General features: G+C 37.7%; 18 protein-coding genes and 1 tRNA gene. 10 read left to right on the top strand and 9 right to left on the bottom strand.

Translation table 11 applies throughout. From position 1 onward, the window contains the following. Nucleotides 1-46 precede the first annotated feature (46 nt). Nucleotides 47-826: a hypothetical protein gene (locus NEOC84_RS01080; RefSeq protein WP_166154481.1), complete on the top strand. Its 780-nt coding sequence runs from the start codon at nucleotides 47-49 to the stop codon at nucleotides 824-826. 160 nt (nucleotides 827-986) lie between these two features. Here the strand turns inward: NEOC84_RS01080 and NEOC84_RS01075 are convergent, their stop codons facing one another. From NEOC84_RS01075 to NEOC84_RS01060, 4 genes are all read right to left on the bottom strand, one after another. Then, entirely contained in the window at nucleotides 987-2,462 is a 1,476-nt protein-coding gene (locus tag NEOC84_RS01075) for an efflux transporter outer membrane subunit (RefSeq protein ID WP_207391758.1), read from the bottom strand. Further along, a complete protein-coding gene (locus NEOC84_RS01070; RefSeq protein ID WP_166154477.1) occupies nucleotides 2,455-3,528 on the bottom strand; it encodes an HlyD family efflux transporter periplasmic adaptor subunit in 1,074 nt (357 codons plus the stop codon). Before NEOC84_RS01070 ends, NEOC84_RS01075 begins: the two co-directional genes overlap by 8 nt. Nucleotides 3,529-3,744: 216 nt before the next feature. Continuing rightward, a complete protein-coding gene (locus tag NEOC84_RS01065) occupies nucleotides 3,745-4,431 on the bottom strand; it encodes an ABC transporter ATP-binding protein (protein ID WP_166154474.1) in 687 nt (228 codons plus the stop codon). A gap of 8 nt (nucleotides 4,432-4,439) precedes the next feature. Further along, nucleotides 4,440-5,597 carry an ABC transporter permease gene (locus tag NEOC84_RS01060; RefSeq protein ID WP_166154472.1) on the bottom strand — a complete coding sequence of 386 codons (1,158 nt, stop codon included), beginning with the start codon at nucleotides 5,595-5,597 and terminating at the stop codon, nucleotides 4,440-4,442. A gap of 215 nt (nucleotides 5,598-5,812) precedes the next feature. On the opposite strand from NEOC84_RS01060, the gene NEOC84_RS01055 reads away from it, so the two are divergent. From NEOC84_RS01055 to NEOC84_RS01045, 3 genes are read left to right on the top strand one after another with little or no spacing between them, the layout of a single operon-like run. Beyond that, entirely contained in the window at nucleotides 5,813-6,742 is a 930-nt protein-coding gene (locus tag NEOC84_RS01055) for an ABC transporter ATP-binding protein (protein ID WP_166154470.1), read from the top strand. Continuing rightward, the gene (locus NEOC84_RS01050; RefSeq protein WP_166154468.1) at nucleotides 6,739-7,521 is read left to right on the top strand and encodes an ABC transporter permease; all 783 of its coding nucleotides are present in this window, start codon (nucleotides 6,739-6,741) and stop codon (nucleotides 7,519-7,521) included. The genes NEOC84_RS01055 and NEOC84_RS01050 overlap by 4 nt, the downstream gene beginning before the upstream one ends. Nucleotides 7,522-7,562: 41 nt before the next feature. Next, the gene (locus tag NEOC84_RS01045) at nucleotides 7,563-7,841 is read left to right on the top strand and encodes a translation initiation factor (protein ID WP_166154466.1); all 279 of its coding nucleotides are present in this window, start codon (nucleotides 7,563-7,565) and stop codon (nucleotides 7,839-7,841) included. Nucleotides 7,842-8,104: 263 nt separating this feature from the next. Here NEOC84_RS01045 and NEOC84_RS01040 read toward each other — a convergent pair whose 3' ends face one another. After that, the gene (locus NEOC84_RS01040) at nucleotides 8,105-8,518 is read right to left on the bottom strand and encodes a hypothetical protein (protein ID WP_166154464.1); all 414 of its coding nucleotides are present in this window, start codon (nucleotides 8,516-8,518) and stop codon (nucleotides 8,105-8,107) included. Between the two features lie 870 nt (nucleotides 8,519-9,388). Between NEOC84_RS01040 and NEOC84_RS01035 the strand changes: the two genes are divergently transcribed. From NEOC84_RS01035 to NEOC84_RS01015, 5 genes are all read left to right on the top strand, one after another. Then, entirely contained in the window at nucleotides 9,389-9,859 is a 471-nt protein-coding gene (locus NEOC84_RS01035) for a helix-turn-helix domain-containing protein (protein ID WP_166154462.1), read from the top strand. 36 nt (nucleotides 9,860-9,895) lie between these two features. Continuing rightward, nucleotides 9,896-10,429, top strand: a complete 534-nt coding sequence (locus tag NEOC84_RS01030; RefSeq protein ID WP_278248288.1) for a PIN domain-containing protein — start codon at nucleotides 9,896-9,898, stop codon at nucleotides 10,427-10,429. A 589-nt stretch (nucleotides 10,430-11,018) separates the two neighbouring features. Next, complete coding sequence (locus tag NEOC84_RS01025) at nucleotides 11,019-11,612, top strand: type IV toxin-antitoxin system AbiEi family antitoxin domain-containing protein (protein WP_166154460.1); 594 nt, start codon at nucleotides 11,019-11,021, stop codon at nucleotides 11,610-11,612. Further along, nucleotides 11,602-11,895 carry a nucleotidyl transferase AbiEii/AbiGii toxin family protein gene (locus tag NEOC84_RS01020; protein ID WP_166154458.1) on the top strand — a complete coding sequence of 98 codons (294 nt, stop codon included), beginning with the start codon at nucleotides 11,602-11,604 and terminating at the stop codon, nucleotides 11,893-11,895. Before NEOC84_RS01025 ends, NEOC84_RS01020 begins: the two co-directional genes overlap by 11 nt. Before the next feature lie 205 nt (nucleotides 11,896-12,100). Further along, complete coding sequence (locus NEOC84_RS01015; RefSeq protein ID WP_166154456.1) at nucleotides 12,101-12,457, top strand: nucleotidyl transferase AbiEii/AbiGii toxin family protein; 357 nt, start codon at nucleotides 12,101-12,103, stop codon at nucleotides 12,455-12,457. Nucleotides 12,458-12,895: 438 nt separating this feature from the next. Here NEOC84_RS01015 and NEOC84_RS01010 read toward each other — a convergent pair. The 4 genes from NEOC84_RS01010 to NEOC84_RS00995 form a co-directional block, all read right to left on the bottom strand. Then, nucleotides 12,896-12,978, bottom strand: a tRNA-Leu gene (locus tag NEOC84_RS01010). Between the two features lie 132 nt (nucleotides 12,979-13,110). Beyond that, entirely contained in the window at nucleotides 13,111-13,692 is a 582-nt protein-coding gene (locus tag NEOC84_RS01005) for a hypothetical protein (RefSeq protein ID WP_166154454.1), read from the bottom strand. Nucleotides 13,693-13,698: 6 nt separating this feature from the next. Continuing rightward, nucleotides 13,699-13,860, bottom strand: coding sequence for a hypothetical protein (locus tag NEOC84_RS01000; protein WP_166154452.1), 162 nt, complete (start codon nucleotides 13,858-13,860; stop codon nucleotides 13,699-13,701). Between the two features lie 42 nt (nucleotides 13,861-13,902). Further along, nucleotides 13,903-14,307 (bottom strand): hypothetical protein, encoded by a 405-nt coding sequence (locus tag NEOC84_RS00995; RefSeq protein ID WP_166154450.1) that lies wholly within the window; start codon nucleotides 14,305-14,307, stop codon nucleotides 13,903-13,905. 159 nt (nucleotides 14,308-14,466) lie between these two features. On the opposite strand from NEOC84_RS00995, the gene NEOC84_RS00990 reads away from it, so the two are divergent. Further along, nucleotides 14,467-14,818: transposase (locus tag NEOC84_RS00990; RefSeq protein ID WP_207391756.1), on the top strand; the 352-nt coding region annotated here is incomplete at its 3' end.

Raw genomic sequence — 14,818 nt, 5'->3', positions numbered from 1 at the left:
AAATATAATAGTGGTTGGACGCTTATTTCTAAATCGTGGAGATTCTATGGTTAATCCTATTCATCAAGCTAGCCCAAAACTTATGATTCAGCAACCCACAGAAGCTCCACAAAAGATTTTTCAAGGCTTTAACTTATCTTCCGACGGAAAAAGTGCAATAAAAATCCTCCAGGTAGGGGGTAAAGAATTAAAGTTTACAGTCTTCTTTCCTAGTAATATGCAGACTGACGAGCGCCGTCATAAATATCTACAACATTTTAATGATGATCAATTGAATCACTTGGGCCAGTATGCGCTTGACTTGGGCCTAGGACAAGCAAAAAAAGAGACGCGAGGAAAATTAGAAGCTATCGTTCTAAATACCACCCCTTCTGGTAACCTTAACGAAATATTAAAAAAATATAGCAAGCTAGGAGCACCTAAGCCGATCTCTTTAGATTATTATAAAGAACGCCTTTATCAGTTGCAACACCATGACTCTTTGGCTCAAGATAAAGAATTACAGGCTAAACTCAAAAAATATGAGGGAAAGGCTGCTGCTCTTCAACAAATTCAGGAGATGTGGAAGAAAAACTTCTCTTCTTCTCCAGAACAGCCAGAAACTGTCCCTCCTGACCAAACAGCAGAAGAAGCCCTTCAACAAGCAAAAACTAGTCCTATAGATGATCAACATGACGAAGAAAAACTGTTAAGCCAAAGAGAGAGAAGAAAGAAAGAAGCTTTGCTGAAAAAAGATAAAAGTGCCCCTCCTTCAAGACCGCCTCATAAAGATAATGTTGAAGAAGAGAAAAAAACTATTGCACAAGAAGAAGCCGCCGCAAGCTAAGAGTCTCCTTAGTGATTAGTCCTTCTTTTTAAAAGGCCAACTTAAAAGTAAAGCAGCTTGCCCTTTTCCTATCGATTAACATAAATATTTACTCTTTTATGCTTAATCTCTTTCTTCTTCAAGAGAAGGCTTGAAATGAAGATTTAAAATCCCTCTTTAATTAATTAGCTTTGCCTCCTAGGGCCGTGCATAAAGTCACATAACTTAAAGCATATTCTTCTTCTGCTACAAGCCATTGCACCTTCCGCTGATGAGCCTCATCCTCTGCTAGATTAAAGGCAGCGAAATCACCTATGCCCTGCTGGAAAAGCAGATGCTCTCTCTCTAAAGAACCAACAGCATATGAGTAGATATTTTTATTCTCAACTAACCGCTTTTCTTTACTTTGCAGCGAATGTAGAGCAAGCTGAACCTCTTCCACAGCGTTTAAAAGCTTTTGATGATAATGGGAAAAAGCTGCTTTAGCACGCGCTTTATAAGCATTTACGGCTGCTTTGTTTTTGCCTGCATCAAATAGAGGAAAAGAGGTTAAAGGCTCGTATAGCCAATACAAATTTTTAAAACTTAAAATATCTGCTAACTGCTTACTCATTCCCCCAATACTCCCTATTAAGGCAAAATGAGGGAGAGCTTCGGCCATTACTCTTCCGATACGATAAGTTGCAGCAGCTAGCTCACGATCTGCTTGACGTATGTCGGGACGCTGGTGTAATAAATCTGAAGGCACTCCTACAGCTACCTGAACGTTAGGTCGAGGCATAGGGGCATGGCATAAAAGATTTTCCTCAAAAGGCCATATTGTTTCACCTATCAAAGTAAGTAATCGGTATTTATATTGCTCGAAATATTTCTTGAACTGTAAGATGGTATTTTTACTTTCACAAATTTTTATTTCAACCTTGGCGATTGAATCTAAAGAGGAATGATTAAGTACTAACCGTTCCTTTAAAAGATTGGCTCGGGCTTGCAAAATTTGTTGATAGGTTTCTTCTGCTAACCATTGATGTTGAATGCTTCTTAATCGAAGATAGGCTTTTGAAATTTCTGCTGTAATTGAAAGCTGAATAGCCATCAAATTCTCGTGGGAAGCCTCAAATTCTGCTTCTCTTGCCAAATTTTCACTGCGAAGCCTTCCAAACAAATCAATCTCCCAGGAAACTATAGGGCCCAGATGAAAGAAATCATAGCGTCTTTGGTTTTTGACATTTTGAGTTTTTAAGTAATTGATCAAGCTTGGTTGCTGAAAAAAAATCCCATCTGCTGGAGAGACAGCATTAGTGTGACCCATACCCATATGAACCCTAGGAAAATAATCCGCTCTAGATTCTAACAATAGAGCTTGATATTCTTGAAGACGCTGAGAAGCAATATGAACTTCAGGATTATTTTCTAAAGCTCTATTGATCAATCTCTCAAGTATAACATCGTGAAAAGCTGCCCACCAATTAGGTAACTCATCCTCTTCTTCTTGCACTCCTACAGGCACTTGCTTAAGCAAGGTTTGATCTTGCTCTATTTCCCAGTGCTCAGGCAGCTTTATATGAGGATTTTTATAAGCAGGTCCTACCCTCTGGCAGCTAGTACAGATACCACTCATCGCTATTAATGCCAGGCTGAGGGAAAAAAACTTATTCATGGTGGGTGCCATTTCTAGAATCGGGTATAAAGACATCCATTACTTGACCGACAAACAAACATTTCTGTGAGGTTTTAAAACGATAAATGAGCTGCACTACTCGAGTATCTATACGTTCCATAATTGAGCCTGTAAGGTTTTTCTTGGGAACCATCAGAGGCTTAATTTTTACAAAACTTAAAGGGATTGGCTTATTATTTACTCCTCTAAAAAAACCTACTGCCTCTTGATGAGACCTAAGATAAGAGATTTCATCTTCATTAACGGACACCTCTACAAAACACTCTTCAATATCTCCTAAAATCATCAAAGGCTCTGCTTTAGTGGATTGAGCTAACTCACCAGCATGAATATTAACCTTTAATACCGTGGCTTCTAATGGAGCTTTTATTAGAGTATCATCTAACTTCTGGCGAGAAAGCTCTAAAAGAGCCTTCTGGTACTCGACTTCAAAATTTGCTGCATCCAAATCAGGTTGCCAAGCACCTGCTTTTAATTGCTGAAATTGAGCCATTAAATAGTCATATTTAGCTTTTTGTACCTCTACAAGATAATTCTTTTGATTAAGTTCTCCTGAGCTTATCGCTTGCTTAGCTAAGAGATCTTGGGCTAATCGTTGTTGCCTTTCAGCTTCATCTAAGTCTACTTTAGACTGATGAAGAAGAGCTTGTTGAGAGGTTAGATTTTCACTTCTAGGAAGAGCTCGTAAGCGCTCTAATTGCATCTTTGCCTTCGCTAAAGCCGCCTCGCTTGCTGCCATCTCATGAAGTAATTCTTTATTTTCTAATTGAATCAGAGGATCCCCTAGACCTACTTTATCACCTTCATTAACAAAAACCTTATCAATTCTTCGTCCATTAGAAGCCTGGATAGCTATCTCTTCGCTTCTTGGAATGACTATGCCAATGCCATATATAGCATTTTTTCTAGCAATAAAATGTAAATAAGGATCTTCTAGGTAATGAATTTTAGGCTCTTTTGTAAAAAAAACCATCCAGATAGCTGCTAAAAGCCCTATAAAAGCTAATAAAGCTAAAACTATGAAATACTTTCGTTTTTGATTCATCCCCTTGCCATGCTTTTAAATAATCTTATTATTTCGCCTCTTAAGGATTATAAAGATAGCTCCTTTTTTCCTATCCTTAATAGAGGCTATAATTAACCTTTAAACAACCTTTTTTATTTTTTAGCTCATTTTCTTTCTAGGGCTCTACAGCTTACTTGGGAGTGGCTTGCTGCTATAATTCAGAAGCAATTACCCCCTCATTCATCCTAAAAAGCTTTAGTAAATTTTCTCGATTATTCCATCATTCAATTCTATTATGCGATCAGCATACTCTAATATTCTTTTATCATGGGTGGCTACAATGACTGCATTTTTTGGCTTTAAGGCATGCGTCTTTAATAAATTCATCACGATTAATCCGTTTGCATGGTCTAAAGAACTTGTAGGTTCGTCGCAAATGATTAGTTGAGGCTGATGAATAAGAGCTCTAGCTAAAGCTATCCGCTGTTGTTGGCCTCCTGAAAGCTCCTGAGGCCATCGATTGGCTAATGGAGCAATACCTATATCTGCTAGAGCTTCATAGGCACGATTTCTTGCTTCTTGTTTAGATTTATTCTGTAATAAAAGAGGTAATTCAATATTCTCAATACAGGTCAAAGAGGGCATTAAATAAAAATTCTGAAAAAGAAACCCAATATTTTCGCATCTGAACTTAGTTTTCTCTTCTTCATTAAAATCACGAGTATTTTTTCCGAAGATTTCGATCTTTCCTTCGTCTTCTTTTAATATGGTGCTTATGATTGAAAGAAAGGTTGTTTTGCCACACCCTGAAGGTCCCATTAAAAAAGCTAACTGGCCACAAAAAAAGTCGAGGGTCAAGTATTTTACAACCATCTGTTGCATCTCAGCAGTACCATAGCTTTTTACCACATCTTGACAGCTAACAGCTATTTCTTGGGCCATATTTTTGCCTATTTGCTCATGACAATTTTAGGATCTTCTTTCAAAACTCTACGGATACATATCCGCGCTGCCAATAAGTTAATTAAAACAATTGTAAAAGCTGCAAATAGGAATACTAAAGGAGGAAATAGAAAGGCAATCGTACCTTGCGAAAAGATAATCATTTGACCTGCTAAAGTTGCAGCCCCTAATCCTAGCCCAAAGCCTATAATTCCTGCGACTAAAGCTTGAAAATATATCATATGAGCAATCGTAAGCGGGGTGGCGCCCAGAGCGCGGAGCATGGCAAAAAAGGGCAGAGAGTCAATCGTTAACATATAAAACATAATCCCTACAATAGCAATACCTAGCAAAAAACCTGAAAGGACTGTGGTTCCAAAATTAATCAAAACACCTGTACTTAGGAAATACCAAATGGAACGCCACTTAAATCCTTCTCGAGTAAAAGCTGAAAGCCCTGTTTGATCTTTTATAGCTTGAACCACTTTCTCAACATTTTCTCCCGGCTTAACTCTGGCCAGTATAAAACCTAGATGGCGATTTTTAAAAGGAGTCAGATTTTTATACTGCTGATAGGCCATATACATAATGGGTTGAGGATAAAAGCCTAAGGTTAATTGTGCGATGCCCACAACGATAACGTACTGATCAGCTACTTCTAAACTATCTCCTAGCTTAAGATAAGAAGGTTTGCCATCGGCCCCATATGTCACTAAAGCTTCTCGAACAGCATGTTGATCTAAGATAATGCCCCCCTCATGCCGCAGACTCTCTACCACGCCTTTAACCATATGTTGAGGAGCGCCTAACAGAGAATTTTGATCGATTGCCACCACTTGAGCTTCATGGAACAACCCATTAGAAAGCTTTAAGGGTAAATAGGCCATCGACAAGGGAGCTGCCCAAAGGATTCCGGGAACACTCCTAACTTTATCAATTTGGCTGTCAGACATTTCGCGTATTTTATCTATATGTTCAGTGCCTGGATCCATAACCCAAATTTCTGGAGTAGGTATGTCTGTGATGAGCCGATAGGAACGTTCTACGAGCCCTAAAAAAATAGCCGATTGTTGGCAAATCAGAAAACTGGAAAGAAAAATGCCAAATATAAGACCTAGAAATTTAGCTTTATCTCCTATTAGCATTTTAAAAGCTACTTCGAACATGGCAAAAATCTTTAAGTCATTTTAAAATTAGCGTTCGTAGAAAAAGCACGGCCTTACAGCCGACATAGCAAACTTACCTTGTATAAAAAAAAATTATAATCTTTAGCAAGCAATCATTTGAAAAAAATTTGGAAGTTTTGCTCTCTATTGAGTGAAAAGACTAAAGAATGATATAAATTATTATCTGTTTAATTTGAGGGAATAAAAAAGCTTATATGATTAATGTTCTTTCTGTTCAAAATCTTACAAAGATTTACCCTGGAAAAATTCCTTTTACAGCGATTGATAAAATTTCTTTTGATTTAAGAAAAGGAGAAATTTTAGGATTACTAGGGCCCAATGGATCAGGTAAGACTACTACAATCCAAATGCTTTTAGGTACGCTAGCCTACACTTCAGGAGCTATTTTTTATTTCCAACAAGACTTTGCTCATGCTCGTTCAGAAATTCTTGAGAAGGTTTCGTTTGCCAGCACCTACACCAGTCTCCCTTGGATTCTAACTGTTAAAGAAAATCTAGAAGTCTTTGGCCTGCTCTATGGTTTGACCCGAAAGGAAAGTGCTCTAAAATTTGATCCCCTCTTAGAACGCTTTGGAATCCTTGGAAAGAGGAATCAGCGGGTAGCTTCATTGTCTGCGGGGCAAGTCACTCGGCTCATGCTAGTTAAAGCTTTTTTTACTAATCCTCAGATAGTGCTTTTAGACGAACCTACCGCCTCATTAGATCCTGATATAGCAAGCGACATCTGTTCTTTTCTTCTTGAACAAAGAGATAAAAAGGGCCTTTCTATCCTCTTTTCCTCTCATAAAATGGAAGAAGTCATGGAAGTCTGTGATCGTACAATTTTTCTTAAAGAAGGTAAAATCATTGCTGACGATCTTCCCGAAAAATTAGCTAAAAGCATTTCAGCCGTTCGCGTTAAATTATGCGTACAGGCAGGCCTTAAGCGTACCATAGCAGTAGCATCAACAGCCGGTTTTAAATATAATGTGGATCATCGAAATATCGAAATTCTCATAGAAGAAGACAAAATTCCTGCTTTTTTGCAGGCTTTAAGTAAAGAAGGAGTAAACTATGTCACTATCAAAATAAAAGAGCCTTCTCTCGATGATTTTTTTCACCATATAGCCAAGCAAAAACGATGAACTTTAGTAGAATCAAAGGTGTTTTCTTTCGTTATTATTATAATGCGATTAAAGGACCCAACCAGCTATCCGATATCTTTTACTGGCCTCTCGTAGATATTCTTCTCTGGGGCTTAACCTCAAGGTGGATACAACATCAAAATCATGTAGCCAACCTTCCTTTGGTACTTATGACCGCTTTAATCTTTTGGCAAGTAACCTGGCGTGGATCGGTGGATATTTCAATAAATATTCTTCAAGAGTTTTGGAATCGCAACTTAGTTAACCTTTTTTCTACTCCCTTAAAGATCTGTGAATGGATAATAGGAACGATATTACTCTGCTTATGCAAGCTAATCTTAACGGTAGCCTTTGGAGCAGTTACGGTCTACTTACTTTATACATTAAACGTATTTACCGTAGGATGGTCATTTCTTCCTTTTACTATCCTGCTACTTATGTTTGGATGGACCCTCGGCTTCGTAGCCGCCAGTATTATTATTTACTGGGGCCATCAAGTCGAAATGCTAGCTTGGATGATCGGTTTTCTATTTGCGCCTTTCAGTGCGGTGTTTTATCCTGTAAATATTTTGCCCGCATGGGCCCAGAAAATCTCTTGGCTATTGCCCTCCACCTATATTTTCGAAGGCATGCGAAGCATTTTAGATGAAAAACCTTTCCCCCATATCTATCTTTTTTATAGCCTAACTTTAAACGCTATTTACCTAACGTTTTCTATTTTGCTTTTTAAATGGATGTTTGAAAAGAGCCGTAGAAAGGGTTTAGGGCGCTTGGAATAAAAGCTTTTGGCTTTTCTAACACTTACTTAAAAGAGAGAAATATGCCTTTTACAATAGAAGGACAATGGATACCCAGCAAACCAGCTTCCTCAAAGCCTCCGAAAGGGGTAAAGATTCGTTTAGTCAAAAGAGGGAAGAATATTTTAACAGTTATTTTAAATTTAAATATACCTTCTAACGAACTCATTCATCTAGCCTCTCTTCTCAAGAAGAAGCTTGGGTGCGGAGGTGCAATCAAGGATGCAGATATTGAAATTCAAGGAGATAACGTCAGTAAGGTTAAAAAAATTTTAGAGGAATATGACATTAAATCTTCTTAAAAATTCTTTTATTCTTTGAATCAAAGAAGGTGGCAAAGATTACCCTTTAGATAAAATGAAAGCAAATTTAAAAACAAGAAGAACCTAGGGGCCTAAAAAGTTATGCTGATGATTGTGCGCCACGAACTTTGACAAGCCAACGGCGGGTCAAAGATGTTGTATAAGAGATTAGGGAAGGCTCCTAGTTACCGGTGACTTAGGCATAGGTTACCCCCCCTCCTTAAGCTGCATGGATAAAGAGCCCATATTGTAGATGCAATATGCTATTGTAGACGTTCATTAAAAGATTTAAAAGGCTGCTTTATAATAGTTGCAATACTACCTATTACCAAAGCTACTGAGCAGGCAGTACTTATAACTACGATCCCTTTAGGTATCGCTAAAATTAAGCCGGCTAATTTCATAATTTTAAATGCTGTATAGGTAGCTAAACTATAAGATACGATGTTTTTAGGTCCGATAGGAATCGGACCTAAAAACATCGTAGATCCAGGAATAACACGCTTACTTAATTCATAAATAACCTTTTCTGTTAAAGCAATACCAGCAAAACATATAGCTGCAGAGACAGGATTAAGAATCTTTGCACCTTTAATGACATTTACAAGATGAGCTCCAGCAAAGCCTTGAATAGCACAAAAAGCTTCGTCAAGTATTGGATATGAACTTCTAATCATAAAATAACTCCTAAATTAATTCTAAGGGTAAAGCATCGTCAAAGATGTTATAACTTATCGGGATTAAATAATATTTTCAAGCTTCTAATTACAATGATGTAGATGTGCTCCCCCCGTTGCTCCCTTAAGCCGGGAGCTCATAACTTTCTTGGTGAACGTTAATTATCCTGCGATTATTCCAATACAATAGAATATCCCCAAGCAAAAATGATATTTGCAAAGGATTTAAGCGTTAGGTAATCCTTCTGGCCTGATCGAATGCCTTGAAGGATAGAAGGTGATAATCCTGCTACTTTGGCAAGCTTTCTAACAGAAATATGATCTTCCTCTATTAAAGCAATGATTCACTCAGATAATAAAAGCTCTTGGTATTCTTCACCCATTCTTTTCTTACGAACTGGGCCTTGGAGCAAGCCTTTCATAGGTAGATAAAACTTTTTTAGCCATAATAATCCTCTAATTTGACTCTTACCTCATATTAGAGAAGTATCCTGGGATATGCCTAGCACCGGAGCGTTCTAGAACCAATTCATCGAGGGAATGAAACAGCTCTATAAACTCCAAAATGTGCTCTATATTCGGCTAATTCTGCCTGGAGAGGGACCCTTTAAGATTAGGGAGGAATCACTAGCTCTAACGGGAACTTAAAGAGAAGTTGCTCTCCTTTATCTCCTTAATATAAAATAAAACTGATGTAATACACATTACTCCATAGCAAGACCCTCTCTCACTTAGCGGGGTCCGGTCCGAAAAAACCCAAAAGCTTTACCCTCCAAGACCTTACTGCAATCTCGTTTCGATTATTCCTTACATTGCGAATATTTCGAATAAATGCTATCCTAAGAATAAAAGATCCCAATAGGAGTATTTATGGTTACGCAATCTTTTCACTTACCTGAACCTATTATGCCTAGCGAAAGCGAGGTAGAATTAGCTCGTGCTTCTAGCCGTATCCTTTCTTCCATGAGCTTGCAGAAAGGAAAAACCGTTAAAATCCTACTCGAAACTGATAATTATCAACAGAGTTCGGTTACTTTGCCTTTTTCAGCCTTTAAGCTGTTGATGACAGTGCTCACTCAAATGGCAGAAGGAAATGCAATCACCTTAATTCCTGTGCATGCGGAACTTACGACCCAAGAAGCTGCAGATTTACTTAACGTTTCACGCCCTTATCTAATTCGACTTCTAGAAGAAAAAAAAATTCCCTTTCGTAAGGTAGGAACAAGGCGCCGAATTCTGTTCCAAGATTTAATGGATTATAAGGCTAAAATTGACGCAGCACGTCGTAAAAATCTAGATGAGTTGGCTGAAGAAGCACAAAACCTGGATATGGGATATTAAATGGCTAGCTTTATCGTGATTTATGACTCATGAGTCTTGTATCCAGCTCCTCTAAGAGATTTTCTGATGCGATTCGCGTTAACAGATCTTTATCAAGCGAAATGGACAAAGGATATTCATTGCGAATGGATGCGTAACCTTTTAAAGAATCGATCGGGCTTGACTGAAGAGCGCATAGAGATGACACGAGTCAAAATGGACTTACATGTCAAAGATTGTTTAGGCTTTGACTATGAAGAGCTAATTGACAATTTGAAGCTACCAGACCCAGATGATCGACATGTATTAGTAGCAGCCCTCAAAGCAAACGCACAAACTATTGTGACCTACAATTTATCGGATTTTCTTCCATCAGCTATTGCCAAATATGGGATTGATGCTCAGCACCCTGACGAATCTCTAAGGCATCTAATCGATTTGAGTCCCAGCAAAATTATGAAAGCCGTGCAAGAAACCAGATTAAGCTTGAAAAAACCTCCAAAAAGTTATGAAGAATACTTAGCTATACTGGAGAAGCAATCACTCCCACAAACGGTTGCTTATTTAAAAGATTATGAATGGCTTATTTGATGAGGCAACTGCATATGCAAATTAGGCCGATGGATTCGGAGGACATTTTAGAGGTAAGTCAGGTACACAGGAAAGCTTTTCCTTGGCAAGCTCTCTCTGAGGAATGGATTAAATGTAACTTTAATGCTTAACCTCGAATTAAGCTGTTCATCGCAGCCGTTGAGAAAGAAATCTTGGGATATATCCAGTGGAGTGAGAAAATTGGGTTTCGCCAATAAGTAATCTTAGAATTAGAACAAATTGCTGTACCTCCTACTTACCATTCGCACGGCATTGGAACACGATATTGTAGCCGATTTTTTCCTATTCTTAAATGCTTATTTGCTTGTAAATCAAAGAAATGAAGCTGCACTACGACCTTTATACTTCCATAGATATTCGCCTTTGAAGTACCTGAATTACTTAGACATAGAAAATCTACATTTCTATCTGTTTTTATGTCAGTTTCCATGTTGTTCAGCGAAATCTTACTGACTAGGAAAATAACCCAAAAAACATTGTCTGCTTGTTATTTCTGGTTTATTTATGAATAAATTCCCCAAAATGTACTCAATCGACATGAGAGAGTGCATTTTGTAGAATCGCAAATATGAAAAAATACGAAGATAAATTAGAAAAATTGTTAAACCTGCCTTTTTTTACTCTTAAAGAAGCGGAAAATCAAGGCATTTCAAGATGCACTGTTATCTATTTAACTAAAAATGGTATCTTGGAAAAACTTTGTCCAGGGATTTACCGATCCTCCACTTATGAACCACAAGTAGATTTTGACTGGGAAAAGCTAGCTTTTACAGTAGCTAGTATTCCAGAAGGAGTAATCTGTCTCATTTCTGCTCTTTTTTATTACGAGCTAACAGATCAAATCAGGCGTGAAGCTTGGATTGCCATCCCAAATCAAAGACATTCACCAAAACGTCCTGACGCTCATATTGTGAGAATGCGTAATACTGACCTTGAAAAGGAAACACTTACCATGGGAGAGTACACAGTTCATATTTTTGATAGAGAACGAACCATTGTAGATGCTTTTCGTTACTTAAGTAAAGAAATCGCTCTTAAGGCATTAAGGCAATATTTTACATCAGCGGATATAAAGCCTGATTCAAAGAAATTAATCGAATACGCGCACATTTTGCGCGTTAATATTAATCCTTATATTTTTCTTATACCACATGCCTGCTGATCTAGAAAAATCTCTTAAAGCTCGTTTGCGAGTGATTGCCAAAGAAGCACGTCGGGATCCAGCTGACCTTTGGCAAAACCTTATTTTAGAAAGATTCCTTGTGGGCTTAGCAAAATCAAATTATAGAGAGCGATTTGTTTTAAAAGGCGCCGTATTATTGTCTAAATACATTAATCTAGGCCGAGAAACTAAAGACTTAGATTTTCTTGCCAATGGAGTTAGCAACAGAGTTGATGATCTTTCTCTTATATTTGAAGAAGTCTTAAAAGATAGAACTCGATGATGGCTTTACTTTCCAAAATATTAAGGTGAATCAACTTACTCATCCTCATATGCGTTATTCTGGAGCTGAAATCAGCGCCATGGCTTATTTTGGGCAAATTAAGTACAAGCTTTCAATCGATATTGATTTTGGAGATATTGTTGAACCAATTCAATATTCGATTCCTTTGCTTAAGGGCGCATAAGGAGCTATATTTGAATCGAGCGTGAATCTTTCCTGCTATCTTAAAGAATTCATATTTGCAGAAAAATTAGAAACCATTGGTTATCGTGGGTTTTTAAACAGTCGCATGAAAGATTTTCATGATGTGCATTCATTAATCCTCAACGAGTTTTCTGCTTCTTTTCATAATTTAAAATTAATTATAGAATCAGTTTTTGAGCATAGAGGTACGCCTTTAAAGCTTCCTATCGCATATAAAATAGCCGAATTACGGCAACTTAGGACATTTTGGCAAAGCTACTTGAACGGCTTAAAGATTGATGAGAATACTCTCCCTAAGAATTTTGATGATTTGCTTTCTAGGATCAATGAATGGTTAGTTGGCAAAAACATAAAATAAAAAGTTCGAAAGATTGCTAAACTGAAGAGCCAACTAACCAATCACGAAGCCAATCTGCTCCAAGTTTGATCAACAGAGATTTGTAACTGGTGAATTAGAGGTAGACTCTTATAACCGCCTTAAGCGCCATGCTCAAGACCAGATTGAGAAATTAAAGCGATAGGGAAGATATAAAACTTACTGACGCGGCTTTTGAAAAGTATAGCCGCTAAGGAATTAGCCTTTTGACCCACATGGATATTTACTTCCAAATGGCACCCTTGGACGTCAAAGGGAAAATGCTTGGTTCGATATTTTCAGGAAAATTGATTTTTGCAGAGGAAAAGTATTGAACCGTAGGAATGAGCCTAACTTTCTCACTTATTTATAAGAAACGAACACATGACGAAATAAAAAACCCGGAGACATCTTCATTTTTGAAAATGTCTCTTAGGGATATGCCGATGACCGGACTCGAACCAGCACTTAGTTGCCTAAAGTAGATTTTGAGTCTACCGCGTCTACCATTTCGCCACATCGGCTAAAAAAATTAAAAGTGATCATAATTCTTGTTAACCTAAAACTGCAAGTAAAAAAGGTAAAAACTATTCCAACAATAATCCTGTTCTTTCGATCGCTACCTAAACTAGCCTCTCATTTATTTCTTAGTTTTTTCATGCTGCAATAGCGGCCCCTTGAGATAGCGAATATTCAACATCTAATTGCTTTATAGCTAATTGGCTAGTGATTAATTGGCGCCACACCCAACACAAAGGTCCAAAAACTGAAACATAAGGCCTAGAATCGTAAAGGCTAAATAGCGCTTGATTAATAAAAAGTAAGGAAATAAAAAAGATAAAGGGAATGATGCCAACAAATCTTTGCATTTGAGGGCGGCACTGAGGTAGCTCTGTTTTAAGCTGATCCCATTTTTTTCCATAGGTTGCCGATATGCCTGGAGCATTGAAAGAGAAAACTCCATGAACTAAGCTAGGATTATCTATCGCTGTATAGCGTGCAAGAGCGCCGCCTAGACTATGACCTGTTACCAACGCATTTTTATTCTGTTCTAACCATTGAGTGATGTTTCTCTTTCCACTTGCATAAGCAATATAACTTACCCCACGAGGATCAAAGTCGGCAGCTAATGTGGCTAAAAAACCTCTCTGCGATAAACCAATCCGGGTTCCCGAAAAAGCCAAAATAGGTGGAGCCTTTTCATTTTCATCTACCGGCTTGAAAACGTAAGCACACATTCCCATCTATAGAGGGATTTCACTTGCTGCATACTCTATCATGCGACCCTCACAAGGAATTTGGAAACGTTCCCCCTCTTTAGGATTAAAGTAGGCTAATTGCTTGCCTACTAATTCTAGGGAAATAAGCTTGTCTAATTCGATAGGGGGATCTTTCTTAAAAACCACTTTGTTAATAAGGTTTATTTTGTAAGCTTGAGCGAATAGTTTTTAAAGGTTAGCTTTTACTTTAGGCTCCCAATGTGTGTCAGCAATACTTGAAGAAAAGATGGAGAGCCAAGTCATTGTTTTAGAAATCACAGGCTTAGCAGGTTTCACAAAGCCCGAAGACTCAAACTCGAATCTTATCTTCCCTAAAAGTTCATTATAATTTTCCAATACCTGGCAGACCGATATAGAACTTAAATTTTTTTGCTGCCCGCTTTTTATTCCTGCTTTATGAAAAGCATATCTTTTTAAAATTTTAGCAGCAGATGGAGAAAGCTTAACCTTAAGATCAGCCTTTAAATAAACATCCAAGCTTTTTGACAGCGTTTTTTTATCTAAAACTGAAGACTTTAATTCACATTTAAGACAGGTTTCAGAAAATTGCGTCCATGAAAAAAGATTTAACATAAAATAGCACTCATTTTATTTTTATAATAATAAATTAGCGTTATTTTATTTATAATTAGGCGTTGTTGCGTAAATACTAAGAAGTGTATGCGATAAGATTGCTCTTTAACACATAAGAGCTATAAAATTAGTTTGCAACAACAAAAATATAGGCAAGCTATGGAAAAAAAGCTTAACTACCGCATACGTAACTGGTCGGATTATAACAAAGCTTTAGAACAAAGAGGAAGCATAACTTTATGGTTTTCGGATGAAACTATTAAAGGATGGAGGGAAAATAAAAGCACGGGGAAGAAGGGCCGTCCAAGAATTTACTCTGCTGACGCTATCCTATGCGTGTTGATGATTAGGGCGGCTTATCATTTACCCCTCCGTGCTGTACGAGGGTTTGTGTCATCGCTGATTACTTTGCTGGCTTTGGGATTGCCTGTTCCTTGTTATACCCGCATTTGTAGGCGTGCTAAAGAGCTTGGGCAAGAGCTTACAAAGCTAAGCCGTAAGCGTCCGACAG

The sequence above is a fragment of the Neochlamydia sp. AcF84 genome (genome assembly GCF_011087585.1).
GTDB lineage: Bacteria > Chlamydiota > Chlamydiia > Chlamydiales > Parachlamydiaceae > Neochlamydia.
Note: the sequence above shows the minus strand (reverse complement) of the source record. Positions and strands in the feature narration are given on the sequence as shown.